Origin of the sequence: Streptomyces sp. AM 2-1-1, assembly GCF_029167645.1 — a bacterium.
Classification (GTDB): domain Bacteria; phylum Actinomycetota; class Actinomycetes; order Streptomycetales; family Streptomycetaceae; genus Streptomyces.
The window spans coordinates 3,149,487-3,174,098 of sequence record NZ_CP119147.1; the positions used below are offsets into that span (position 1 = coordinate 3,149,487).

Annotated in this window: 24 protein-coding genes; 12 read left to right on the forward strand and 12 right to left on the reverse strand. The window is 72.3% G+C overall.

The features are described 5' to 3' along the window. Positions 1-57 precede the first annotated feature (57 nt). From PZB77_RS13410 to PZB77_RS13425, 4 genes are all read right to left on the reverse strand, one after another. Entirely contained in the window at positions 58-1,182 is a 1,125-nt protein-coding gene (locus PZB77_RS13410; protein ID WP_275492828.1) for a hypothetical protein, read from the reverse strand. A gap of 211 nt (positions 1,183-1,393) precedes the next feature. Further along, a complete protein-coding gene (locus tag PZB77_RS13415) occupies positions 1,394-2,371 on the reverse strand; it encodes an ABC transporter substrate-binding protein (RefSeq protein WP_275492829.1) in 978 nt (325 codons plus the stop codon). A 112-nt stretch (positions 2,372-2,483) separates the two neighbouring features. Continuing rightward, positions 2,484-3,161 (reverse strand): ABC transporter permease, encoded by a 678-nt coding sequence (locus PZB77_RS13420; protein WP_275492830.1) that lies wholly within the window; start codon positions 3,159-3,161, stop codon positions 2,484-2,486. A 3-nt stretch (positions 3,162-3,164) separates the two neighbouring features. Then, complete coding sequence (locus PZB77_RS13425) at positions 3,165-3,896, reverse strand: ABC transporter permease (RefSeq protein WP_275492831.1); 732 nt, start codon at positions 3,894-3,896, stop codon at positions 3,165-3,167. 207 nt (positions 3,897-4,103) lie between these two features. Between PZB77_RS13425 and PZB77_RS13430 the strand changes: the two genes are divergently transcribed. From PZB77_RS13430 to PZB77_RS13455, 6 genes are all read left to right on the forward strand, one after another. Beyond that, positions 4,104-5,297: a betaine/proline/choline family ABC transporter ATP-binding protein gene (locus PZB77_RS13430; RefSeq protein ID WP_275492832.1), complete on the forward strand. Its 1,194-nt coding sequence runs from the start codon at positions 4,104-4,106 to the stop codon at positions 5,295-5,297. 58 nt (positions 5,298-5,355) lie between these two features. Next, on the forward strand, positions 5,356-6,216 hold the full coding sequence (gene folP / locus PZB77_RS13435) for a dihydropteroate synthase (RefSeq protein WP_275492833.1): 861 nt from the start codon (positions 5,356-5,358) through the stop codon (positions 6,214-6,216). Next, on the forward strand, positions 6,213-6,719 hold the full coding sequence (locus PZB77_RS13440) for a nuclear transport factor 2 family protein (protein ID WP_275492834.1): 507 nt from the start codon (positions 6,213-6,215) through the stop codon (positions 6,717-6,719). The genes folP and PZB77_RS13440 overlap by 4 nt, the downstream gene beginning before the upstream one ends. A 356-nt stretch (positions 6,720-7,075) precedes the next feature. After that, on the forward strand, positions 7,076-7,435 hold the full coding sequence (gene folB / locus PZB77_RS13445) for a dihydroneopterin aldolase (protein ID WP_275492835.1): 360 nt from the start codon (positions 7,076-7,078) through the stop codon (positions 7,433-7,435). Then, a complete protein-coding gene (gene folK / locus PZB77_RS13450; protein WP_275492836.1) occupies positions 7,432-8,043 on the forward strand; it encodes a 2-amino-4-hydroxy-6-hydroxymethyldihydropteridine diphosphokinase in 612 nt (203 codons plus the stop codon). The genes folB and folK overlap by 4 nt, the downstream gene beginning before the upstream one ends. 76 nt (positions 8,044-8,119) lie before the next feature. Next, entirely contained in the window at positions 8,120-8,602 is a 483-nt protein-coding gene (locus PZB77_RS13455) for a DUF3180 domain-containing protein (RefSeq protein ID WP_275492837.1), read from the forward strand. 109 nt (positions 8,603-8,711) lie between these two features. Here PZB77_RS13455 and folE read toward each other — a convergent pair whose 3' ends face one another. The 6 genes from folE to dacB all read right to left on the reverse strand — a co-directional run bounded on the left by folE (position 8,712) and on the right by dacB (position 16,350). Next, the gene (folE, locus tag PZB77_RS13460; protein ID WP_275492838.1) at positions 8,712-9,326 is read right to left on the reverse strand and encodes a GTP cyclohydrolase I FolE; all 615 of its coding nucleotides are present in this window, start codon (positions 9,324-9,326) and stop codon (positions 8,712-8,714) included. A gap of 151 nt (positions 9,327-9,477) precedes the next feature. Further along, positions 9,478-11,508 (reverse strand): ATP-dependent zinc metalloprotease FtsH, encoded by a 2,031-nt coding sequence (gene ftsH, locus PZB77_RS13465; protein ID WP_275492839.1) that lies wholly within the window; start codon positions 11,506-11,508, stop codon positions 9,478-9,480. Between the two features lie 231 nt (positions 11,509-11,739). Beyond that, the gene (hpt, locus tag PZB77_RS13470) at positions 11,740-12,279 is read right to left on the reverse strand and encodes a hypoxanthine phosphoribosyltransferase (RefSeq protein ID WP_275496049.1); all 540 of its coding nucleotides are present in this window, start codon (positions 12,277-12,279) and stop codon (positions 11,740-11,742) included. Positions 12,280-12,380: 101 nt separating this feature from the next. Then, complete coding sequence (gene tilS, locus PZB77_RS13475; protein ID WP_275492840.1) at positions 12,381-13,478, reverse strand: tRNA lysidine(34) synthetase TilS; 1,098 nt, start codon at positions 13,476-13,478, stop codon at positions 12,381-12,383. 196 nt (positions 13,479-13,674) lie between these two features. Continuing rightward, positions 13,675-14,817 carry a zinc-dependent metalloprotease gene (locus PZB77_RS13480; protein WP_275492841.1) on the reverse strand — a complete coding sequence of 381 codons (1,143 nt, stop codon included), beginning with the start codon at positions 14,815-14,817 and terminating at the stop codon, positions 13,675-13,677. 48 nt (positions 14,818-14,865) lie between these two features. Then, positions 14,866-16,350, reverse strand: coding sequence for a D-alanyl-D-alanine carboxypeptidase/D-alanyl-D-alanine-endopeptidase (gene dacB, locus PZB77_RS13485; protein ID WP_275492842.1), 1,485 nt, complete (start codon positions 16,348-16,350; stop codon positions 14,866-14,868). Between the two features lie 86 nt (positions 16,351-16,436). Here dacB and PZB77_RS13490 point away from each other — a divergent pair, with 86 nt between their 5' ends. Continuing rightward, on the forward strand, positions 16,437-16,931 hold the full coding sequence (locus PZB77_RS13490) for an inorganic diphosphatase (protein WP_275496050.1): 495 nt from the start codon (positions 16,437-16,439) through the stop codon (positions 16,929-16,931). A 209-nt stretch (positions 16,932-17,140) separates the two neighbouring features. Then, the gene (locus PZB77_RS13495) at positions 17,141-18,850 is read left to right on the forward strand and encodes a threonine/serine exporter family protein (protein WP_275492843.1); all 1,710 of its coding nucleotides are present in this window, start codon (positions 17,141-17,143) and stop codon (positions 18,848-18,850) included. Positions 18,851-18,938: 88 nt separating this feature from the next. Here PZB77_RS13495 and PZB77_RS13500 read toward each other — a convergent pair whose 3' ends face one another. Then, a complete protein-coding gene (locus tag PZB77_RS13500; RefSeq protein ID WP_275492844.1) occupies positions 18,939-19,652 on the reverse strand; it encodes a DedA family protein in 714 nt (237 codons plus the stop codon). Positions 19,653-19,799: 147 nt separating this feature from the next. Here PZB77_RS13500 and PZB77_RS13505 point away from each other — a divergent pair, with 147 nt between their 5' ends. The 4 genes from PZB77_RS13505 to PZB77_RS13520 all read left to right on the forward strand — a co-directional run bounded on the left by PZB77_RS13505 (position 19,800) and on the right by PZB77_RS13520 (position 23,962). Beyond that, positions 19,800-20,165, forward strand: a complete 366-nt coding sequence (locus tag PZB77_RS13505; protein ID WP_275492845.1) for a YbjQ family protein — start codon at positions 19,800-19,802, stop codon at positions 20,163-20,165. Between the two features lie 229 nt (positions 20,166-20,394). Beyond that, positions 20,395-21,621, forward strand: coding sequence for an ion channel protein (locus PZB77_RS13510; RefSeq protein WP_275496051.1), 1,227 nt, complete (start codon positions 20,395-20,397; stop codon positions 21,619-21,621). A gap of 217 nt (positions 21,622-21,838) precedes the next feature. Beyond that, positions 21,839-22,462 carry an NAD(P)H:quinone oxidoreductase gene (gene wrbA / locus PZB77_RS13515; protein ID WP_275492846.1) on the forward strand — a complete coding sequence of 208 codons (624 nt, stop codon included), beginning with the start codon at positions 21,839-21,841 and terminating at the stop codon, positions 22,460-22,462. Between the two features lie 78 nt (positions 22,463-22,540). Beyond that, on the forward strand, positions 22,541-23,962 hold the full coding sequence (locus PZB77_RS13520) for a glutamate decarboxylase (RefSeq protein ID WP_275492847.1): 1,422 nt from the start codon (positions 22,541-22,543) through the stop codon (positions 23,960-23,962). Positions 23,963-23,980: 18 nt separating this feature from the next. On the opposite strand, the gene PZB77_RS13525 is transcribed toward PZB77_RS13520, so the two are convergent. After that, entirely contained in the window at positions 23,981-24,511 is a 531-nt protein-coding gene (locus PZB77_RS13525) for a DinB family protein (protein ID WP_275492848.1), read from the reverse strand. Between the last annotated feature and the right edge of the window lie 101 nt (positions 24,512-24,612).

The following is a 24,612-nucleotide window of genomic DNA, read 5'->3' on the forward strand; positions in this document are numbered from 1 at the left end:
CGTGCGGACGGCCGGCGGCCCCCGCGCGCCGGGGCGGGACCCGGGGCCGTCGGCCCGTCAGGAAGCCGCGCCCCGCACGTCGGCGGGGCCGGGGCGGCTCTGGCCGTCCGGCTGGGTGAGGTCGATGACCTTGCCGACGGCACGCGGGTCGCCGACGCGGCTGCGGTGCACGGCGAGCGCCTCCTCACCGACCACGTCCGCGAGGTCCTCCTCCGACGCGCCCGCCGCGGGAATTGGGGCCCCCACCCCGTCGGGCTGGGCGCCGAAGAAGTCGAAGCCGCCCTGCGGCACCCGCGCCCGGCGCGGGCCGGTGTACGGGACCACCGCCGAGGCGGCCGGGACGGTCCGGGCCGTCCGCGCCGGGGCCGACGACGGGCCGGCCGTCCGGGGCGCGGGCAACGCGGTCTGCGGGCCGGGCCGCCGGGGTGTGCGCGGGGCGAAGTCCGCCAGGTGCCCGCCGGTGTCGTGATCCCGGTGGCCGGCGGGGTGAGCGCCCGTGCGGTCGGCGTGGGCGCCGGTCCCGGCGTGACGGCCCCGCGGGCCGTCCGCCTCGGCGGCCGACTCCCGGGCACGCTCGTCGAGAGCGTGCTGCCGGGTCCGCTCGGCGGTCCGGCGGGCCTCCTGGAGCGCGGCGTTGCGGGGCAGGTCGCGCAGGGCGCGGGCGGCGGCGAGGTAGGACGCCGCGGTGGGCGTGGAACGGGCGGGCGGCAGCGCGATCGGGGTGGCCGCCGCCTCGATCGCGAGCTGCCGGCGGCCCTCCAGCGCGCTGGCCCGCTCGGTCTCGGCGGTGGCGTACCGGCGCAGCAACCCGGCGTGCTCGCCGCGCAGTCCGGCGAGCTCCATCCGCTTGGAGCGCAGCTTGGCCTCCAGGCGGGCGCGCAACTCCCGCGCCTCCTCCAGCTCCTGTTCCAGTTCGGCCGTCCGCTCCTCGGCCCGCCACTCCGCACCCGCCTGGGCGCGCTGGAGCTCCGCGACCCGCAGTCCGGCGGCCTGGTCCCAGGTGCGCATCAGGTACGCGCCGACGAGACCGGTGGCCGCGGCCGCCGTCGCGAGCAGTCGCAGCGCGAGGGTGTCCAGGGGCAGCCACGCGCCGGCGGCCAGCGCGACCGACACTCCGGCCACCGCGGAGGGCGGCAACAACCTGTGCAGGGGTGGCGAATGACGATGGCGTCCACGTGGCATGGCTGGAAATTTACCGCGTGCGGTCACCGTGCGGGAGTCCGCCCGGCAATCTGTTCCCCTGCGGTTACCTGGCAGTGTTACCTGACACCGCGTCCAAGAACGCCGGCGGCAGCTATTTCCCGCATTCCGCCGGCCGGAGACTTCCCGGAGGAAATCCCCGGCGGGCGGAGGGCGGGCACCTCCGGGGCGGCGCCCGGAGACGCCCGCCGGGTCAGCCGATCAGGTTCTTCGACGTCAGGTACTCCTTGGCGACGTCGGAGGGCTTGGCCCGCTCGGCGTCGACCTTGCGGTTGAGTTCCGCGAGGTCCTCGGTGGTCAGAACGCCGGTGAGCTTGGCGAGGAGTGCGGCCACCTCCGGCGCTCCGGCGTCCTTGGTGTTCACCACGGGAAGGACGTTGTCGGCGTTCTGGAGGTGCTGGTCGTCCTCCAGGAACACCAGGTCGTAGGCGTCCAGGACGGCGTCGGTGGTGGTGGTCAGGACGAGCTGGTCCACCCCGTCCTTCACCGCCTGCTTCGCCTGCGGGGTCCCGACGCCCTTCGGGTCGATACCGGCCACGTCGATGCCGTACGTCGCTTTGAGACCGGGGGCGCAGAAGGGCCGGACCGCGCACTCGTCACCCGCCGCGATCTTCACCTTGATCTTGGACTTGCCCAGATCGGAAAGGGTCGTCAGCTTGTTCTTCTCGGCGAATTCCCTGGTCACCGCGAAGGCATTCTGGTCGACCGCGTCTCCGGGCGGAAGAGCCGTCAGACCGAGCGGTGTTGCGAGCTTCTGGAGGGCCGCGACGGTGGCCGCCACGTCACCGGAGGCGACCGGTGCCTTCTCCGCCTCCTTCGCCCCGTTCACCTTGGCGTTGAGGAATTCGGCCAGGGTCGCCGCGTATTCCGGGATGACGTCGATCTCGCCCTTCTCCAGGGAGGGTTCGTAGAGTTCCCGGTTCTCCACCGTGGTGACGGAGGTGCTCCAGCCGCCGCCGGCGAGGATCTGGGCGTACAGCTCGGCGAGCACCTTGGACTCGGTGAAGGCCGCCGAACCGACGACGAGCGAGCCCTTCTTCGCGTCCGCCGGCGCGGAGGAGCCGCTCGGGGCGTCGTCCTTCTCCAGGCTGTCGCCGCCGCAGGCCGCGAGCGACCCGGTCAGTGCGAGGGTTGTGATGACCGCACCCGCTATGCGCGAGGTTCTGCTCATGTTCCTTCTCCGTCCACGGATGATGGGTGATGACAAAAAGTGAGGGGGAGGGCGGGGGCCGTTCGCGAGCCGGCTCCACCCGGGGAGCGGGAGCCCGCACCCGGATCCGGGGTCACACGGCGCGCCCCCGCCGCCGCAGCGGGGAGAACAGCCGGTCCAGCGCCAGCAGCACGCCCTCCACCACCAGGGCGAGCAGGGCGACCAGGACCGCGCCCGCGAAGACCTGCGCGGTGTCGTACCGGTTGAACCCTGCGGTGATGACGCGTCCGAGTCCGCCGAGCCCGGCCATCGCCGCGATCGAGGCCGTGGCCACCACCTGGACGGCGGCGGACCGCAGCCCGGTCATGATCATGGGGTGGGCGAGCGGCAGCTCCACCCGGAGGAAGACCTGCGCCCCGGACATCCCCATCCCCCGGGCCGCCTCCACCACCGCGCGGTCCACCCCGGTCATGCCCACGTACGTGTGGGTGAGCAGCGGCGGGACCGCGAAGAGCACCAGCGCGATCACCGTCGGCAGGTAACCGGAGTTGCGCATCGGCGTGAGCATGAAGAGGGCGAGCACCGCGAAGACGGGCACCGCCCGGCCCACGTTGGAGATGTTGATGGCGAGCGCGCCACCCCGGCCGAGGTGGCCGAGCCGGAGCCCCAGCGGCAGCGCGAGCGCGCAGGCCACCAGGAGGGCGAGCCCGCTGACGTAGAGGTGTTCGGCGAGGCGGTGCGTCGCACCGTCCGGGCCGGACCAGTTGGAGCCCGTGACCAGCCAGGTCCAGGCGTCCGCGACCACTGCCACGGCTCAGCCCGCCTTCGTCGTTGTCGCGGGCGGTGCCACCGGCGGTGCCACCGCGGCGGGGGCGCCCGCCCCCGCCCGGGTCCACGGCGTCAGCCACCGCTGCACCCCCAGCAGCAACAGGTCGGCCGCGACCGCGAGGAGGACGCAGAGCACCGAGGCGGCCAGCACCTGTGCCTTGAAGAGGCTGGGCAGGGCGTCCCGTACGAGGTTGCCGAGCCCGCCCTTGCCGATGAGCGAGCCGACCGTGGTCAGGGCCACGGTGGACACCGCGGCCATCCGCAGACCGGCCATCAGCGCGGGCAGCGCGAGCGGGATCTCGACCTCCCAGAGGAGCCGGGCGGGGCCGTACCCCATGCCGCGGGCGGCCTCCCTGGCCTCCTCCGGCACCGCTTCGAGCCCGGCCAGGATCGACCGGACCAGGATGGTCAGCGAGTACAGCACCAGGCCGGTGACGACCAGCGAGGCGGAGAGGCCGAACACGGGGAGCAGCAGGGAGAACATCGCCAGCGAGGGCACGGTGTAGATCACCGTCGTCAGACCGAGGACCGGCCCGGCGAAGTGCCGTCCCCGGCGGGCGAGCAGCGCGAGCGGGAAGGCGATCACCAGCCCGATCGCCACCGACAGGGCGGTGATCCAGACGTGCTGGACGGTCGCATCCGTCAACTCGCCGCTGCGCGTGCGGAGGTATTCGCCACAGATCCAGTCGTTGGTCACCAGGCAGTTCGCCCCGGCCATCCGTCCCCACCTCCCCTTGCCCCGTACGGACCCGTACCCGTCCGCCGGGTGCACACCCTTCCCGGGCCCTCGGCCGTGTCGTCGACCCACCGCCTGCCGGGCCACGCCCGGCACGGCGGCGAGCCTATCCTCGTCCACGGACCCGCACGGAGGCCGTCCCGTTCCAGCAACACGCCCGTCACACAGGGCGTGCCACAAGGGGGAATCATGATCCGCTTCGAGAACGTCACCAAGCGGTACGCCGATGGCACGACGGCCGTCGACTCGCTCTCCTTCGAGGTGGCCGAGGGCGAACTCGTCACGCTCGTGGGCCCGTCAGGATGCGGCAAGACGACCACCATGAAGATGGTCAACCGGCTGATCGAGCCGACCGAGGGGCGGATATACCTCGACGGCGAGGACATATCCGCCATCGATCCCGTCCGGCTCCGGCGCCGCATCGGCTATGTGATCCAGCAAGTGGGCCTCTTCCCGCACAGGACTGTCCTGGAGAACACCGCCACCGTTCCCCATCTCCTCGGATGGAAACGCGCGAAGGCCCGTGAACGGGCCGCGGAACTGCTCGACCTGGTCGGCCTCGACCCGTCCGTGCACGGCGGCCGCTACCCCGAACAGCTCTCCGGCGGCCAGCGCCAGCGTGTCGGCGTGGCACGCGCCCTGGCGGCCGACCCGCCGGTCCTGCTGATGGACGAACCCTTCGGCGCGGTCGACCCGGTGGTCCGCGAACACCTCCAGAACGAGTTCCTGAAACTCCAGGAGCGGGTCCGCAAGACCGTCCTCTTCGTCACCCACGACATCGAGGAGGCGGTACGTCTCGGTGACCGCATCGCCGTCTACGGGCAGGGCCGGATCGAGCAGTTCGACTCCCCCGCCAGGGTGCTCGGTGCCCCCGCGACCGGTTACGTCGCGGACTTCGTCGGTGCCGACCGGGGCCTGAAGCGGCTCTCGGTCACCCCGGTGGAGGAGACCGACCTCGACCGGCCCCCGGTCGTCCGCCCCGGCGAGCCCCTGCGGGCCGCCGCCGAGCGGATCGCCGGGTCGGGCGCCGGGTGGGCGGTGGTCCTGGACGAGGAGGACCGCCCGCTGGGCTGGCTCGCCGCCGGGGCTGCCGGGTCGTCCGCCGCCGACGGGACGGCCACCGTCCGCGAGGCCCTGCGCCCGATGGACCTCAGCCTCCCGCTCGGCGCACCCCTCCGCCAGGCCCTCTCCACGATGCTCCAGCACGACGCGGGGTGGATCGCCGTCGTCGACGACGAGGGGTCCGGCCGCTATCTCGGTGTCCTCACCCCCGGCCGCCTCCACGAGGCCCTGCGCCGCTCCATCGGCGCCGACGCGGCAGACCGGTCCGGGGGCCGGGTCGCGGTGGAGACGGTGCCGGGGGCGTTCCGGCCGGCCGGCTGACCGGTCGCCGACCGGGCTCCGCCCACGCACCGGCGGGGAGAAGCCCTACGCTGGACGTATGAGTACGTTGCGTGAACGGGGCACGGTCGAGGGTCTGCCGCAGTGGGACCGGTGTGCGGTCATGGGTGTGGTGAACGTGACCCCGGACTCCTTCTCCGACGGAGGCCGCTGGTTCGACACCACGGCCGCGATCAAGCGCGGACTGGCCCTGATGGCCGACGGCGCGGACCTGATCGACGTGGGCGGGGAGTCGACGCGGCCCGGCGCGAGCCGCGTCGACGAGGACGAGGAGCTGCGACGGGTGGTGCCCGTGGTGCGGGGACTGGTCGCCGAGGGCGCCGTCGTCTCCGTGGACACCATGCGGGCCCGGGTCGCCGCCGAGGCGGTCGCGGCCGGTGGCGCCCTGGTGAACGACGTCAGCGGCGGCCTGGCCGACCCGGACATGGTCCGGGTGGTGGCCGAGGCGGGGGCGCCGTTCGTCGTGATGCACTGGCGCGGCTTCAGCGAGTCCATGAACGCCCGCGCGGTCTACACCGACGTGGTCGGCGAGGTCGTCACCGAGCTGCGCCGCCGGATGGACGCGGTGGTCGACGGCGGGGTGGCACCCGGACGGATCGTGATCGATCCGGGCCTCGGTTTCGCCAAGGACACCGCCCAGGACCTGGCGCTCGTCGCGCACCTCGACGATCTGCGGGCGCTCGGCCGTCCGCTGCTGGTGGCCGCCTCCCGCAAACGGTTCCTCGGCCGGACGCTGGCCGGCCCGGACGGCACCCCGCCCCCGGCCCGGGAGCGCGACGCGGCGACCGCCGCCGTCTCCACCCTCTCCGCGTCGGCCGGTGCCTGGGCCGTCCGGGTCCACGAGGTCCGGGCCAGCGCCGACGCCGTCCGCGTCTGCCGTGCCGTCGAAGGAGCCGTGTGACCACCGGGCCCGCGGGACCCGAGGAGGGCGGTACCGCCGGCCCGCCGGACGCCGCCGCCGACCTCGCCGCGGTGGAGGGCGCGAACACCGACTTCTACGAGGCGATGGAGGCGGGCGACTACGAGCGTCTCGCCGACCGCTGGCTCCCCGGCGAGGACCTCACGGTCTCCTGTGTCCACCCCGGCTGGCCGGTGCTCCGCGGCCGCGGCGACGTACTCCGGAGCTACGCGCTGATCATGGCGAACACCGAGTACATCCAGTTCATCCTGACCGACGTGGACATCGCCATGACCGGCGACACCGCCCTCGTCAACTGCACGGAGAACATCCTCAGCGGCGGTCCCGCCGAAGGGGACGACACGGTCGGTCCCCTCGTCGGCCAGCTGGTCGTCGCCACCAACGTCTTCCGGCGCACCCCGGACGGGTGGAAGCTCTGGTCGCACCACGGTTCACCGGTCCTCGCCGAAGCCGACGACGAACCGGAGAACGGGTCCCCGGGCTGATCGACTCGTACGGCGCACCCGACCGCCCGGCGCGCGGAGGGATCCGGTCACTCCGGCGCGCACGGCGCACACCCCCTCCCGTCGGATCCGGCGCGCGCGGCGCACACGGCGCGGGGGGATTGAGCCCTCCGGACTCCGGGTATGGGCGTCCACCAGCGCTCCAGGGCGCGGTGGGACCCTCACGGAAGGGTCCCGCCGGGCCGACCCGCGGCCCCGCCATGTCGGTGCGCGCGGGTAGATTCGGCAGAAGGCGTCTTCGCCGGGGCGTGGTGCCGTATGCCGGGCACGCGGGCCCGGCACCCTCCGAAAGGAAGGTTCCCGCGCCTCGTGGACCATCAACAGCAGGAGTGATTCGCGTGGATCGTGTCGCGCTGCGCGGCCTCAAGGCCCGTGGACACCATGGCGTCTTCCCCCGGGAACGCGAAGAAGGCCAGACCTTCCTCGTGGATCTGGCGCTGAGCCTGGACACCCGGGCGGCCGCGGCCGCCGACGATCTCTCGCGGACCGTGCACTACGGCATCGTCGCGGAAGAGGTCGTCGCCATCGTCGAGGGCGAGCCCGTCGACCTGATCGAGACCCTCGCCGAGCGCATCGCCCAGCAGTGCCTCAAGCACGAGGGGGTCCACGAGGTCGAGGTGGTCGTCCACAAGCCGGACGCCCCGATCACGGTCCCCTTCGACGACGTGACCATCACCATCACCCGGAGCCGAGCATGACAGCATTTTCCGCCCGCGGGCAGAGCGATCCCACGGTCCAGCCGGTGCCGGCCTCGGTCGTCCAGCAGGTGGACGACGCCGACGTCACCCTCTCCAACCCGAAGCGGGCCGTGATCTCCCTCGGCTCCAACCTGGGCAACCGCCTGGAGACCCTGCAGGGCGCCATCGACGCCCTGGAGGACACCCCCGGCGTCCGGGTCAAAGCCGTCTCCCCGGTGTACGAGACGGAGCCCTGGGGCGTCGATCCCGGCTCCCAGCCCTCGTACTTCAACGCCGTGGTCGTGGTGAAGACCACGCTGCCGCCGTCCTCCCTGCTGGAGCGCGGCCAGGCCATCGAGGAGGCGTTCGACCGGGTCCGCGAGGAGCGCTGGGGACCGCGCACCATCGACGTCGACATCGTCGCGTACGCCGACGTGATCTCCGACGACCCGCACCTCACGCTCCCCCACCCGAGGGCCGGCGAGCGGGCCTTCGTCCTCGCGCCCTGGCACGACGTGGACCCCGACGCCCAGCTCCCGGGCGCCGGTCCGGTCGCGGGGCTGCTGGCCTCGATCGGCCGCGCCGGGGTCTCCCCCCGGGCCGACCTGGAACTCCGCCTGCCGGAGTAGTCGTTAGGCTCTACGGACAGCGCTGGGGCGGACAGGGCCCGGGACGGATCGCGGACGGCGAAGGGCGGCTTGATCGGTGAGGCAACTACGGCTCAAAGTACTGGCCGGGATCTTCGCCGCCGCGGGCGTGCTCTCCTGGGCCGGCGCCCGTCTCTGGGACGCCTTCGGCACCCTGCCGAGCGTGCCGCTGGCCGCGTCGATCGTCCTCGCGGCCATCGCCGCGATCCTGCTGGCGACGGCCCTCTCGCTGCGCTCCCGACTCCGTGCCCAGCGCGAACGCCGTCCCGGCGCCAAGGGCGTCGAGCCGCTGATGGCGGCCCGGGCCCTCGTCTTCGGCCAGGCCAGCGCCCTGGTCTCCGCGCTGGTCTCCGGGATGTACGCCGGCGTCGCCGTGTTCCTGCTGAGCTACCTCGACCTGCCGCCCCGCCGCGACCAGGCGATCTACGCGGGCGCCGCAGTGGTGGCCGGGGTCGCCGTCATCGCCGCGGCCCTCTTCCTGGAGCGCGTCTGCAGGCTCCCCGAGGACCACGACGACGACACGACCGTGGCGGCGGCCTGAGCCCTCCAGGAGCCCTCGCACGGCCGGGAAGCGTCCGGTCCGGGAAGGGCCTCCCCCGACCTTCCGTCAAGGGCGGCCCTCCGGGAAGGGCTCCGGCCCGGGACGCCCGTCAGCGCGCCATGATGAGGCTCATCGCCTCGGCCCGCGTGGCCGGGTCACGGAGCTGCCCGCGCACCGCCGACGTGAGCGTCTTCGCCCCCGGCTTGCGGATGCCGCGCATCGACATGCACATGTGCTCGCACTCGATGACGACGATGACGCCCCGCGGCTCCAGGATCTCCATCAGTGACTCGGCGATCTGCGTGGTGAGCCGCTCCTGCACCTGAGGGCGCCGGGCGTACACGTCGACCAGCCGGGCCAGCTTCGACAGCCCGGTGATCTTCCCCGAGGTCGCCGGGATGTACCCCACGTGCGCGACCCCCCGGAACGGCACCAGGTGGTGCTCGCACGTGGAGAAGACCTCGATGTCCTTCACCAGGACCATCTCGTCGTGCCCCAGGTCGAACGTGGTCGTCAGGACGTCCCCGGCCTCCTGGAAGAGTCCGGCGAAGATCTCCCGGTACGCCCGCGCGACGCGCCCCGGGGTCTCCCGGAGCCCTTCGCGGTCCGGGTTCTCACCGACCGCGTACAGCAGCTCCCGCACGGCGGCCTCGGCACGCTTCTCGTCGAACTCCCCGTACGGGCCGCTCGCGTGCTCGCCGTCCAGCGTCACCGGGTCGGTCATCTGTGCCTCGTTCCTCTGCGCGCCGGCTGCGCGAATCCTGCGCGGTCACACAAAGAGCCGCGCCCCCCAGGCTAAAACCTGGGGGGCGCGGCATCCATTCCGGTTCCGGCGGGCGGCCCGTGAGGGCCGTCACACCGGGCACGGTGAGGGGTCAGCTCTCCGGACGCTTCTCCGTGGAGATGTCCGTGGCGCCGGCGGCGTCCGAGGGAGCCGCCGAGCCGTTGGCGCTCGCCGTGCCGTTGGTGAGGGCGAGTTCCTTCGGAGAGAGCACCGGCGGACGCGTCGACGGAGTACGCCGTGCGGAGCCGGTCCACGCCGGACGGGCCGGGCGCTTGACGATCGGGGCGAAGATCTCCGCGATCTCCTCCTTGCCCAGGGTCTCCTTCTCCAGCAGCTGGAGGACCAGGGTGTCGAGGATGTCCCGGTTCTCGACCAGGATCTCCCACGCCTCGTTGTGCGCGGTCTCGATGAGCTTCTTGACCTCTTCGTCGACGAGGCCCGCGACCTCTTCCGAGTAATCGCGCTGGTGACCCATCTCGCGGCCCACGAAGGGCTCGGTGTTGTCACCGCCGAACTTGATCGCGCCGAGCCGCTCGGTCATGCCGTACTGCGTCACCATCGCGCGGGCCGTGGCACTGGCCTTCTCGATGTCGTTGGCCGCGCCGGTGGTCGGGTCGTGGAAGACCAGTTCCTCGGCCGCGCGCCCACCCAGCATGTACGCGAGCTGGTCGAGCATCTCGTTGCGCGTCGTGGAGTACTTGTCCTCCTCCGGGAGCACCATCGTGTAACCGAGGGCACGGCCGCGGGAGAGGATCGTGATCTTGTGCACCGGGTCCGACTGGGGGGAAGCCGCCGCGACCAGGGCGTGTCCGCCCTCGTGGTACGCGGTGATCTTCTTCTCCTTCTCGGACATGATCCGGGTCCGCTTCTGCGGGCCGGCCACGACGCGGTCGATCGCCTCGTCCAGGGTGGCGTTGTCGATCAGCTTCTTGTTGCCGCGCGCCGTGAGGAGCGCCGCTTCGTTCAGCACGTTCGCCAGATCGGCACCGGTGAAGCCGGGGGTACGACGGGCGACGGCGTTGAGATCGACGTCGTCGGTGACCGGCTTGCCCTTCTTGTGCACCTTGAGGATCGCCAGGCGCCCCAGCATGTCGGGGCGGTCCACCGCGATCTGCCGGTCGAACCGGCCCGGGCGCAGCAGCGCCGGGTCGAGGATGTCCGGGCGGTTGGTGGCGGCGATCAGGATCACGCCGCCCTTCACGTCGAAGCCGTCCATCTCGACGAGCAGCTGATTGAGCGTCTGCTCGCGCTCGTCGTGGCCGCCGCCCATACCGGCGCCGCGGTGGCGTCCGACGGCGTCGATCTCGTCGACGAAGACGATCGCCGGGGCGTTCGCCTTGGCCTGTTCGAAGAGGTCGCGGACCCGGGAGGCACCGACACCGACGAACATCTCGACGAAGTCGGAGCCGGAGATCGAGTAGAACGGCACGCCCGCTTCGCCGGCGACGGCGCGCGCGAGCAGCGTCTTACCCGTACCGGGAGGCCCGTAGAGCAGGACGCCCTTCGGGATCTTGGCACCGACGGCCTGGAACTTCGCCGGCTCCTGGAGGAACTCCTTGATCTCGTGGAGCTCCTCGACCGCCTCGTCCGAGCCCGCCACGTCGGCGAAGGTCGTCTTCGGCGTGTCCTTGGTGATCAGCTTGGCCTTGGACTTGCCGAACTGCATGACCTTGGAGCCGCCGCCCTGCATCTGGTTCATCAGGAACAGGAAGATGACCACGATGAGGACGAAGGGCAGGAGCGACAGCAGGATCGAGAGGAACGGCGACTGCTTCGACGGCGAGACGGTGTAACCCTTCTCGATGTCACCGTTCTCGAACTTCTGCTGCAGCGTTTCGGCGAGGTCGACGCCCTGGCTGCCGATGTAGCTGGCCTGGAACTTGCCGCCGGACTCGCCCTTGAGCTTCTGGCCGTCCTTCAGCTCGATCTTGAGAATTTGTTCGTCACCGGTGGTCAGCTTGGCCGACTCCACCTGGTTCTTGCTGATTGCCTGGATCACCTTGGCGGTGTCCACCGTCTTGTAGCCGCCGGACGAGCCGACGACCTGCATCAACACGACCACGGCGAGGACGGCCAGCACGATCCACATGACCGGCCCACGGAAGTATCGCTTCACGTCCATCCATACGGAGCGAAGTCGCCCCGTCCCTCCTGCCCGTAGGTAAATGCTGCTGTGAGATTGAGACTGCTCTTCGGACCGTACCCCAGCATTGTGGCCTGCGACCGCCGAGGACGTACCGGAAACCCTTATTCGAGACCTTCAACGGCGGGAGCGCGGTAAGGGTTCCCGGCGGTCCCGTCTCCGGGCACGGGTCCTCGCGGCGCGCGGCCGGACCCGTCCCCCGGCGGAGCGTCAGCCGCCGTACACGTGCGGGGCGAGGGTGCCGACGAACGGGAGGTTGCGGTACTTCTCCGCGTAGTCCAGCCCGTAGCCGACGACGAACTCGTTGGGGATGTCGAAGCCGATCCACTTCACGTCGATCGCGACCTTGGCGGCGTCCGGCTTGCGCAGCAGGGTGCAGACCTCCAGGCTCGCCGGCTCGCGCGAACCCAGGTTGGAGAGCAGCCACGAGAGCGTCAGGCCGGAGTCGATGATGTCCTCGACGATCAGGACGTGCTTGCCCTTGATGTCGGTGTCCAGGTCCTTGAGGATGCGGACGACGCCGGAGGACTGGGTGCCCGCGCCGTACGAGGAGACGGCCATCCAGTCCATGGTGGCGGGGGTGGACAGCGCGCGCGCCAGGTCGGCCATGACCATCACCGCGCCCTTGAGGACACCGACGAGGAGCAGATCCTTGCCCGCGTACTCCGCGTCGATCTTGGCGGCCAGCTCGACGAGCTTCGCGTCGATCTCTTCCTTCGTGAGGAGCACCGACTGGAGGTCGCTGCCCATGTCCTTCTCGTTCACCCGGGTCTCTTTCTTCGCCCGCCCGGCCCGGTGCGTGTCACCCGGGCCCGGCCGGCCGTCTCGCCTGCACTTCAGCCGCTTGCACGTCAGCTCTGCCGGATGACCAGTCTGCCACCCTGGCGCCGGGCTTCGACGCGGCCGGGCAGGTTGAGGGCGCGCTGGCCCCGCCAGCCGGTGATCAGCCGGTCCACTTCCTCGACGTGCCGGGCGAAGAGCGAGCCCGCCGGGGCACCCGCGTCGATGACGGCGCGGCGCAGCACCCGGCGGCGTACGGCGGGCGGCAGCGTCCAGAGCTTGGCGCAGTCCAGCTCCCCGTCGTCGTCGCGTACGGCGCGCTCGGCCTCGGCGGCCCAGCCGTCCAGGGCGTCGGCGTCGTCCCGGGAGAGCTGGGCCGTACGGGCGAGCGCCTCCACGACGCCCTTGCCCAGCGCCTTCTCCAGGGCGGGCAGGCCCTCGTGGCGGAGGCGGGAGCGGGTGTAGGCGGGGTCGGCGTTGTGCGGGTCGTCCCAGACGGGGAGGGACTGGACGAGGCAGGCCTTGCGGACGGTCTGCCGGTCGAGCTGGAGGAACGGGCGGCGGTAGCGGCCGGCCGGCCCGGAGGCGGCGGCCATGCCGGAGAGCGAGCGGATGCCGGAGCCCCGGGCGAGCCCGAGCAGCACCGTCTCGGCCTGGTCGTCCCGGGTGTGGCCGAGCAGGACGGTGGCGGCGCCGTGGCGTTCGGCGGCGGCGTCGAGCGCGGCGTAGCGGGCGTCTCGGGCGGCGGCTTCGGGGCCGCCTTCGCGGCCGACGTGGACGGCGACGGCCTCGACGGGGTCGAGGTCCATCGCGGTCAGCCGGGCGACGACCTCGGCAGCGCGGACCCCGCTGCCGGTCTGGAGGTTGTGGTCGACGGTGATGCCGCCGGCCCGGACGTCGAGTTTGCGGGCCTCGAAGGCGAGGGCGGAGGCGAGCGCCATGGAGTCGGCGCCGCCGGAGCAGGCCACCAGGACGAGCGGGCGGGCGGGGGCCGCGGGCCGTTCGGGGAGGGCCGTCCGGCCGGCTCCGCCGGCTTCGGCGAGGCGGTGGAGACCGGCCCGGTCGAGGCCGGGCCCCTGGCCGGCCCGGAGGGTGTGCTCGGTGAGTACGTCGTGGAGTACGCGGCGGACCGCCAGGCGTATCGCCGCGACCGCAGGATGGGGACCCATGTCCGGTGCCCTTCTGGAGTTCTGGGAGGTGCCTCCGAGAGGCGGGACGGCGAAGAGCCCTCCCTGACGTCACTCAGAGTGCGTCGATGGTGACAGAAGCAAGCTGTCCATCGAGCATTGCACGGCTTCCCATGCCCTCATGGTCCCTCGGATGGGTGATAGGTGGGCCTTCATCCGGCAGTGGGACGCGTCAAGATCACGAATCTGCCTTACGGTGCACGCGCGCGACCCACTCCGCGGGCGCGGCGATCTCGGCCTTCGTCGGGAGGGTGTTGGGCGAGGTCCACACCCGGTTGAAACCGTCCATGCCGACCTCCGCGACGACCGCGCTGACGAACCGTTCGCCGTCGCGGTACTGGCGGAGTTTGGCGTCCATGCCGAGGAGCTTGCGCAGGGCCAGGTCGAGGCGGCCCGCGCCGCGCGCGCGGCGCTGCTGGAACTTCTCGCGGATCTCGGCGACCGAGGGGACCACGGCGGGTCCGACGCCGTCCATGACGAAGTCGGCGTGCCCTTCCAGCAGGGACATCACGGCAGTGAGCCGGCCGAGGATCTCGCGCTGGGCGGGTGTCTGGACGAGTTCGACGAGGCTGCGTCCGCCGCCGTCGCCCCGCTCGCCCTCCGGCCGGCCGCCGACGAGCGACTGGACCGCCTCGCGCAGCTGCTCGACGAAGGTGGCCGGGTCCACGTCGGTCGCGTCCAGGAAGGCCTGGATCTCGCCCTGGAGGTGGTCGCGCAGCCACGGCACCCCGGTGAACTGGGTGCGGTGGGTCTCCTCGTGGAGGGCCACCCAGAGCCGGAAGTCGTGCGGGTCCACCTCGAGTTCGCGCTCGACGTGGACGATGTTCGGGGCGACCAGCAGCAGGCGTCCGCCGCCCTGGTCGAGAGCGGGCAGCTCCCGGCTCGCGGGGGCGAAGGTCTCGTACTGGCCGAGCACCCGGGAGGCGAGGAAGGAGAGCAGCATGCCCAGCTCCACGCCGGTCACCTTGCCGCCGACGGCCCCGATGACGCTCTGGCCGGGTCCGCTGCCGCGCCGGTCCTGCATCTTGCCGAGGAGCGGGCGCAGGAGTTCCCGGAACCCGGCGACGTTGGCCTTGATCCAGCCGGCCCGGTCGACGACCAGGACGGGGGTGTCGGCGGGGACGGGGGCGCCGGGGCCCTCCGGGATCATCCGGGTGAAGGAACGGACGTGTTCCTCCGAGGCCTTGGCGTGTCGGCGCAGTTCCGCGACGACGGCGCGCGCCTCCTCCCGGCTGATCTCGGGACCCGGCCTCACGAGCCGGGTCGCGGTCGCCACCGCGAGATTCCAGTCGACCATCTCGGCACCACCGATGCTCGTCATGCGTCAACCGTACGTGAGGGTGCGCTCCCGCGGTGGGGCGTTGCGCGGCTACCGGGTGCCGGTGGCCAGAGCCGTGGCGAGTGCGTCGAGTGCCTTCTCGGCGTCGCCGGGGGCGGTGGTGCCGGAGGTGAGGAAGGCGAAGGCGAGCAGCCGGCCGCGGGTGTCGACGACCGTGCCGGCGAGGGCGTTGACGCCGGTGAGGGTGCCCGTCTTGGCCCGTACGAGTCCGGCGCCCCCCGACTTCTCGCCGTACCGGCCGTCGAGGGTGCCGCTGAAGCCGGCCACCGGGAGTCCGGTGAGGACGGGGCGCAGTTCGGGCCGGGCGGGGTCGGCGGCGCGGGCGAGGAGGCCGGCGAGGAGCGAGGCGGAGACCCGGTCGTCGCGGTCGAGTCCGCTGCCGTCGGCGAACCGGGTGCCCTTCACCGGCATCCCGAGCGCCTTCAGCCGCGCGGTGACGGCGCTCCGGGCACCGGCGAAGCCGGCCGGAAGCCCGGCCTTGATCGCGGTCTGCCGGGCGAGGGCCTCGGCGAGGTCGTTGTCGCTGAGGGTGAGGGTGCGTTCGACCAGGGCGGAGAGCGGCGCGGAGCGGTGGGTGGCGAGGGTGGCCGCCCGCGCCGGGGCGCGGTGGGAGCGCGGTTCGCCCGTCGTGGTGACGCCGTCGTCGGCGAGGTACCCGGCGAAGGCGCGGGCGGCGTCGGCGGCGGGGTCGGCGGAGCGCGGGGCGGGTCCGTGGTCGCTCTTGTCGAGGCGGCCTGCGCGGATCATCAGCGCGCTGACCGGTGCGATGTTGTCGTTGGGGCCGATGGGGTGACGGGCGGGCCCGGTGTAGGCGGAGGTGTCGTACGTCAGGGCGACCCGCTTCACCTTCCGGTCGCGGAGCGCCCCGGCGGTGGCGCGGGCGAGGGCGCGCAGCCCCGCTTCGTCCAGGGTGGGGTCGCCGCCGCCGACCAGGGTGACGGTGCGCAGGTCGGGCGAGGCGCGGACGGTGGTCTCGATGCGGTGGTCGGGACCGAGGGCGGAGAGCGCGGCGACCGTGGTGGCGATCTTGACGGTGGAGGCCGGGGTCATCGGGGCGCCGGCGCCGTGCGCGTAGATCTGCTCGCCGGTGGTGGTGTCGACGACGACGGCCGCCGTACGGGTGCCGAGCGCGTGGGACGCGACCAGCCGGTCCAGTGCCTTGGTCAGCGCGGGCGCCGCCCCGGCGGGGGCGGGGGCGCGGCCGGTGCCGAGCGCGACGAGGACGGCGGCGGCGCTGGGGGCGGGCGCGGGTTCGCCGGGACCGGTGGCAGGGCTCCGGTGACCTGCGTCACCTGTGCGGCCCGCGTCGGCGGCGCGTACGCGTTCGGCCGTACGCTGACCGTTGTCCCAGGGGCCGGCGGCGAACACGGCGCCGGCGGCGACCACCAGGCCGAGTACCGCGGAGCCTGCGACGAGCCGCCAGTTGTCCGGCAGGGCCGGTTTTCCGGCCAGGCCCTTCAGCTTGCCCCAGGGGGCCGACGGTTCCTTCGACGGTCCATCCACCGGCTCGGCCACCGTTGACCAGCCCCTTTCGCGAGCACACATCTGCGTGGGGGACACTTAACCACCAGTCGTATGTGTTGATCATGGAGGAGCCACCCGTGGAGTTCGACGTCACCATCGAGATCCCGAAGGGTTCGCGGAACAAGTACGAGGTGGACCACGAGACCGGTCGGATCCGCCTGGACCGTCGACTCTTCACCTCGACCAGCTACCCGGCCGACTACGGCTTCGTCGAGAACACCCTCGGCGAGGACGGCGACCCGCTGGACGCGCTGGTCATCCTGGACGAGCCCACGTTCCCCGGATGCCTCATCAAGTGCCGTGCCATCGGCATGTTCCGCATGACGGACGAGGCCGGCGGCGACGACAAGCTGCTGTGCGTCCCCGCGTCGGACCCGCGCGTCGAGCACCTGCAGGACATCCAGCACGTGTCGGCGTTCGACCGTGACGAGATCCAGCACTTCTTCGAGGTCTACAAGGACCTGGAGCCCGGCAAGTCCGTCGAGGGCGCCGACTGGGTCGGCCGCGCCGAAGCCGAGGCCGAGGTCGAGGCCTCGTACAAGCGTCTGCGGGACCAGGGCGGCGCGCACTGACAAAGGGCCTTCCCTCCGGTTCCGCTTCCGTACGGGTGGCGGGCCCGGTCGGTGCGGGGACCTGAGGTCCCGGCACAGCTCCGGCAAAGCGGGACGGGCGGTACACCTCACGGTGTGCCGCCCGTCTCGCGTGCGGGTCCCTTGTCCCCGGCCATACTGGGCAGGAGTGCGGCCAGGACGCATCGGGCCAGGAAGAACGAGGTCAGGCAGTGGCGGAACAGGGCGGTCCGGAGGACCAGAAGCCCCAGTCCGACGAGGCGCACAGCGCGTTCGCGGTGCCCGCCGGGACGGAGCGGCCCGCGTCGTCGCCCGACGGCGAGCACCCGACCTCGGAGTTCGCGGTACCCGCCGGGGTCCAGGCGGAGCCGGCTGCGCCGGGTTCCGCTTCCGGGCCGGGCCAGGGCGGCAGGAACCAGGGTTTCCCGAACTCGGACACGCTCGGCTCCGCCTTCGTACCGCCCCGTGCGTACGACGCGAACCACCCGCCCACGTTCACCCCGGCGCACGGCGTCCCCCTGGTCCGGCTGACGAAGGAAGCGCCCTGGCAGGACCGGATGCGCACGATGCTGCGGATGCCGGTCACCGAGCGGCCCGCGCCGGAGAGCGTGCAGCGGACGGACGACTCCGGCCCGGCCGTGCCGAGGGTGCTCGACCTGACACTCCGCATCGGTGAGCTGCTGCTGGCCGGCGGCGAGGGTGCCGAGGACGTGGAGGCCGCTATGTTCGCGGTGACGCGCTCGTACGGCCTGGACCGGTGCGAGCCGACCGTCACCTTCACCCTGCTCTCCATCTCCCACCAGCCCTCGCTGGTCGACGACCCGATCACGGCGAGCCGCACGGTGCGCCGGCGGGGCACCGACTACAACCGGCTGGCAGCCGTCTTCCGGCTGATCGGCGACATCACCGACGAGGACGTGGAGGTCTCGCTGGAGGAGGCGTACCGGCGGCTGGCGGAGATCCGCCGCAACCGCCACCCGTTCCCCGGCTGGGCGCTCACGGCGTCGGCCGGGCTGCTCGCCGGGGCCGCCTCGGTGCTGGTCGGCGGTGGCGTGGTGGTGTTCTTCGTCGCGGCGGCCGGTGCGATGCTCGGCGACCGGCTGGCCTGGTTCTGCGCGGGGCGCGGACTGCCGGAGTTCTACCAGTTCACCGCCGCCGCGATGCCGCCGGCCGCGCTCGGGGTGGCGCTGACGCTCACGCACTGGAGCGACGTGCGTCCGTCCGCCGTGATCACCGGTGGGCTCTTCGCGCTGCTGCCCGGACGGGCTCTGGTGGCGGGGGTGCAGGACGGGCTGACCGGCTTCTACATCACCGCCGCCGCTCGACTGCTGGAGGTCATGTACTTCTTCATCGGCATCGTGCTCGGGGTGCTGGTGGTGCTCTACCTCGGGCTCCAGTTGGGTGCCACGCTCAATCCGGAGGAACGTTTCGTCGCGCACGACCGGCCGGTTCTCCAGATCCTGGCGTCGATGGCGCTGAGCCTGGCCTTCGCGATCCTGCTCCAGCAGGAGCGGTCCACCGTGCTGGCGGTGACCCTGAACGGCGGCGTGGCCTGGATCGTCTACGGGGCGATGGCCCGCACCGGCGGGCTCTCGCCGGTCGCGGCGACGGCGGTGGCGGCCGGCCTGGTGGGCCTCTTCGGACAGCTCTTCTCCCGTTACCGGTCCACCTCCTCGCTGCCGTTCATCACGGCGGCCATCGGCCCGCTGCTGCCCGGTTCCGCGACGTACTTCGGACTGCTCGGCGTGGCCCAGGGGGAGCTGGACCGGGGGCTCGCCTCACTGTCCACGGCGGTGGCGACGGCGCTGGCCATCGCGATCGGGGTGAACCTCGGAAGCGAGAGCTCCCGGCTCTTCATGCGGGTGCCGGGCACGGTGGTGGGCCTGAGCCGGAAGTCCGCCAAGCGCACCCGCGGCTTCTGAGCACTCCCGTCCGGGCCCTCGGGGGAACGCGGACGGCGCCCGTCCCGTCCGCCGGGAGGGCGCCGTCCGCGGGGAGCCGTCAGGGGTGTCAGCGCTTGGCGTGCCGGCCCCGTCGGCCGGCGGGGCCGTCGGAAGGGCCCTCGCCGGGGCGGTCGTCGACCCGTGCGAGCGGGGCGGCCTTCTTCGCCTTGGAGCGGGCCCGCAGGAACTCGACGGCGATCGGCACCACCGAGACGAGCACGATCAGGATGAGGATCAGCTCGATGTTCTCGTGCACGAAATCGATCTTGCCGAGCACCGCGCCGAGTACGGTCACGCCGACGCCCCAGAGGACACCGCCGATGATGTTGTAGACCAGGAACGAGCGGTAGTTCATCCGGCTCACACCGGCGATGATCGGCGTGAAGGTCCGGATCACCGGCACGAACCGGGCCAGCACCAGCGACTTCGGGCCGTACTTCTCGAAGAACTCGTGTGCCTTCTCGACGTTCTCCTGCTTGAAGAGGCGGGAGTCCGGCCGGTTGAAGAGGGAGGGCCCCACCTTGCGGCCGAAGAGGTAACCGACCTGGTCCCCGACGACCGCGGCGAGCCCGACCAGCACGCAGACCAGCCAGAGCGGGGCGTGCAGCTGGTTGGTGGTCACCAGCAGGCCCGTGGTGAACAGGAGGGAGTCGCCGGGCAGGAAGAACCCGATCAGCAGTCCGGACTCGGCGAACACGATGAGGAGGACGCCGGGGAGTCCGTAGGTGTTGATCAGATGGTCCGGGTCCAGCCAGCTCGGGCCGAGCGCAAGCGTATTCAAAGGTCCGGGCTCCAGGAGTGATGGGTGGGCGGCTGCGTGGCTGCCCCAAGTTATCAACGCCCCGAAGACGCTCCGGGTTCCAGCGGACGCGGTGGGCGTGCACATGACCCGAACCGGGGCAAAGCTGGTCGCCAGGAGGTGTCACCCATGGGCATCGAGGAGTACGGCGGCGGGCAGAGCGACCGCGCGGACGTGTTGGTCGTCACCACGAACGACGTTCCCGGGCACCAGGTGACCCGGGTGATCGGTGAGGTGTTCGGCCTGACCGTGCGCTCCCGGCACCTGGGCAGCCAGATCGGCGCCGGGCTCAAGTCGGTGATCGGCGGTGAGCTGAAGGGGCTGACCAAGACCCTGGTGGAGACCCGCAACCAGGCGATGGAACGCCTCGTCGAGCAGGCGCGTGCGCGCGGCGCGAACGCGGTGCTGATGATGCGCCTCGACGTCTCCGAGGCGGCGGACGTGGGCACCGAGGTCTGCGCGTACGGCACGGCCGTGGTGATCAGCGAGCTGTAGCTCCGGACGGCGGCGGGGCGGACCGGCGTCCCGCCGCTCCGACGCCTGGGGACCGACGCCCCGACGCCCCGACGCCCGGGGGACCGACGCCCGCAGTGATACGCGCGGTTTGCGGCTTTTACGTGGATAGGGTGGGCCGGTGGCCCCCACCTCGCCCTCCCCCGCGACGCCCGCCTCCCCGCCTCCCGGCGCCCCGGGACCGGAGCCGGGCCCCACACCGGCCCGGCGGCTGCTCTCGGTCGTGCTGCCGGCGCTGCTGGTCGGCGTCGTCTCGGCGCTGATCCTGCTCGGGGTGAGCCTGCTGGCCGAACAGCTCCAGCACGTGCTCTGGAAGACCCTCCCGGACGCGCTCGGCATCGGCGGCTTCTCCTCGCTCTGGATGATCGTCATGCTCACCGCGACCGGCGTCGCGGTGGGGATCACCGTCCACCTGGTGCCCGGTCACGCGGGCCCCGACCCGGCCACCACCGGCCTGGTCGGCGCCCCACTGGCTCCCGGCGTCGTCCCGGGGCTGCTGCTCGCCACCGCGCTGGCGCTGGCCGGCGGGGTGAGTCTCGGGCCGGAGAACCCGATCACCGAGGCGAACATCGCGCTCGCCTTCTGGCTGGGACGGCGGCTCGCCCCCGGTTCGCCGGCCGAGCTGTGGGTGGGACTCGCGGCGGCGGGCACCATCGGCGCACTGTTCGGCACCCCCGTCGCGGCCGCCCTGATCCTCTCCGAGGTGCTCGCGTCCCAGCCGGGACCGGGCGCCCTCTGGGACCGCCTCTTCGGGCCGCTCGCGGCGGGGACCGCGGGGGCGCTGACGATGGTGCTCGCCGCGCACCCCAGCTTCGACCTGTCGCTGCCCGACTACACCCACGTGCACTGGGGCGATCTTCTCTCCGCCCTGGTGATCTCGTCGGCGGCCGCGCTTCTGGGCATGGCCGGGGTGTTGGCGGTCCCCTGGGCACACCGGGCCTTCAAGGCGCTGCGGTACCCGGTCCTCGCCACGGCGGTGGGCGGGCTGGTGCTGGGGCTGCTGGGCGCGCTGGGCGGCCATCTGACCCTCTTCAAGGGGCTGGACGAGGTGAAGGAGCTGGCCGCGTCACCGGACGGCTGGTCGGCCGGGGAGTTCGCGGTGATGGCGGTGGTCAAGACGGCGGCCCTGGTGGTGGCCGCCACCTGCGGCTTCCGCGGCGGCCGGATCTTCCCGGCGGTCTTCGCGGGCGCGGCCCTGGGGCTGGCGGCGCACGCGCTGGTCGACGCGGTGCCGCCCGCGCTCGCCGTCTCCTGCGCGGTACTGGGCATGCTCCTCGCCACCAGCCGGCAGGGCTGGCTGAGCCTGTTCACCGCCGCCGTGCTGGTGAGCGACATGACGGTTCTGCCGGTGCTCTGCGTGGCGACCCTGCCCGCGTGGCTCCTGGTGACCGGGCGGCCCCAGATGCAGCTGCGGGAGGACGGAAAGGCCGTTCGGTGAGCCTCCGGACCCGATCCGATCCGACCCGAGCGGGTCCGGTCCGGTCCGCGCCGCGCCGCCCCGCCGGGTCCCCCACCCCGCGCCCGCTCCACCCCGCACGCTTGCACCGGATGTGCCGAATGGGTGGCTTGTCCGTATCGTCGGCTGAGTACGGCCTTCTCGGGAACCGCACGGGATCCCCCGCCGTACGCCCCAACCCGACGCCGGAGGAGCCCGTATGCCCACGCCCGTCAACGTCGCCGTCGTCTACTACTCCTCGACCGGCACCATCTCCACGATCGCCAAGGCCCTCGCCGTCGACGCGGAGAAGGCGGGCGCGGACGTACGGCTGCGCAAGGTGGCCGAGCTCGCCCCGCAGGCCGCCATCGACTCCAACCCCGCCTGGGCCGCACACGCCCGGGAGACCGCGGGCATCACCGAGGTCGTCCCCGACGACCTCGTCTGGGCCGACGCGGTGATCTTCGGCTCGCCGACCCGGTACGGAAACGTCGCCGCCCAGCTCAAGCAGTTCCTCGACACCCTGGGCGGCCTCTGGCAGGCCGGCGCGCTGGCCGACAAGGTCTACAGCGGCTTCACCGCCAGCGCCACCACCCACGGCGGGCAGGAGTCGACGCTGCTCGCGCTGTACAACACCATCCACCACTTCGGCGGCATCATCGTCGCCCCCGGGTACACCGACCCGTCGAAGTTCGTCGACGGCAATCCGTACGGCACCTCGCACGTCGCCGGACAGGGCGACATCCCGGTCGGCGAGCAGACGCTCACCGCCGCGCGCGTGCAGGCGGAGCGCGTCGTGAAGTTGACCCGGGCCCTCAAGGCCGGTCTGGCAGCCGAGGGCTGACCCGGGCCGGCTCCCGTACGGACAGGACGCGAGCCGGGCCCCGCGAGCGGGGCCGCGAACCGAGAGGACGTGCCGGTCATGGCGCTCCACAAGGGATCACACGGCAGGGACGACTCCGGCAGGGGGCGCGAACTCGCCCTCAACCCCTTCTTCGGGGAGGCGGATCCGACCGCGGGCATGACCTCCGCCCCGCCGACGCACCGGCTGCCGGACGGCCCGCTCCCGCCGTCCACGGCGTACGGGCTCGTCCACGACGAGCTGATGCTCGACGGGAACTCCCGGCTCAACCTCGCCACCTTCGTCACCACCTGGATGGAACCCCAGGCCGGGGTGCTGATGGCGGAGTGCCGGGACAAGAACATGATCGACAAGGACGAGTACCCGCGCACCGCCGAGCTGGAACGCCGCTGCGTCGCGATGCTCGCGGACCTGTGGAACGCCCCCGACCCCGGCGCCGCCGTGGGGTGTTCGACGACCGGCTCCAGCGAGGCCTGCATGCTCGCCGGGCTGGCGCTGAAGCGGCGCTGGGCGGCGAAGAACGCCGACCGCTATCCGGCCACCGCGCGGCCCAATCTGGTGATGGGCATCAACGTGCAGGTCTGCTGGGAGAAGTTCTGCAATTTCTGGGAGGTCGAGGCCCGGCTCGTCCCCATGGAGGGCGATCGCTTCCACCTCGACCCGCAGGGCGCCGCCGATCTCTGCGACGAGAACACCATCGGCGTCGTCGGCATTCTCGGCTCCACCTTCGACGGGTCCTACGAGCCCGTCGCGGGCCTCTGCGAAGCGCTGGACGCACTCCAGGAGCGCACCGGGCTCGACGTCCCGGTCCACGTCGACGGCGCATCGGGCGCCATGGTCGCGCCGTTCGTCGACGCGGACCTGGTGTGGGACTTCCGGCTCCCCCGGGTGTCCTCCATCAACACCTCGGGCCACAAGTACGGCCTGGTCTACCCGGGCGTCGGCTGGGCGCTCTGGCGCACACCCGACGACCTCCCCGAGGAACTCGTCTTCCGGGTCAACTACCTCGGCGGCGACATGCCCACCTTCGCGCTGAACTTCTCCCGGCCGGGCGCCCAGGTCGTCGCGCAGTACTACACCTTCCTGCGGCTGGGCCGGGACGGCTACCGCGCGGTCCAGCAGGCCTCGCGGGACGTGGCCCGGGGCCTCGCCGACCGGATCGAGGCCCTGGGCGACTTCCAGCTCCTCACCCGGGGCGACGAACTGCCCGTCTTCGCCGTGACGACCGCGCCGGACGTGAGCGCGTACGACGTCTTCGACGTGTCACGCCGGCTGCGTGAGCACGGCTGGCTGGTGCCCGCGTACACCTTTCCGGCCAACCGGCAGGACCTGTCGGTACTGCGGATCGTCTGCCGCAACGGTTTCTCCTCGGACCTGGCCGAACTGCTGCTGGAGGACCTGAGGGCGCTGCTCCCCGAACTGCGTTCGCAGCCCCGCCCGTTGAGCCGCGACAAGGGAGCGGCGACCTCGTTCCACCACTGACCGGCGGTCCTCCGCGCGCTACTTCCCGCTCTCGGCGATCAACTCGAAGGCGGTCTTGCCGTCCAGGGACTCGCGGATGATGTCGGCGTGCCCGGCGTGCCGGGCGGTCTCCTCGACGAGGTGCACCAGCAGCCAGCGCATGGAGACCTCCTCCTTCGGGAACCAGGGCGCCTCGGGCAGCGGGAAGGTGTCCTCGAGATCCGGTACCGACCGGATGAACTTCTCCGTCCCGGCCACCACCCCGTCCCAGAACGCCAGCACCCCGGGCACCGTCTCGTCGTCGACGAGACGGAAGCTGTCCCCCCAGGTCTCCTGGGTGCGCGCCCTCTCGTTGGGCTGCTGCTGCGCCATCCGCAGCCAGTTCAGCTCCGTCTCCGCGACGTGCTTGACCAGACCGGAGAGGGAGAGTTCGCTCGCGCTCGGCCGGCTCGCCGCCTGCTCCTCCGTCAGCCCGGTCAGGGTGCGGCGGAGCGCGCCGCGCTGCGCCTCCAGGAAGCTGAGGAGGGTGCCGCGCTCGTCGCCGTGCGACTCGGAAACGTGGGTGACCATGGGGACCGTCCTGGGGTCTCGTGCCGGAGCCCCGTGGCCCCGGTCGACACCCTCACGCTACGAACCCTTGCGGACAGCTTCTGTCCTCATCGCCCCGGGAC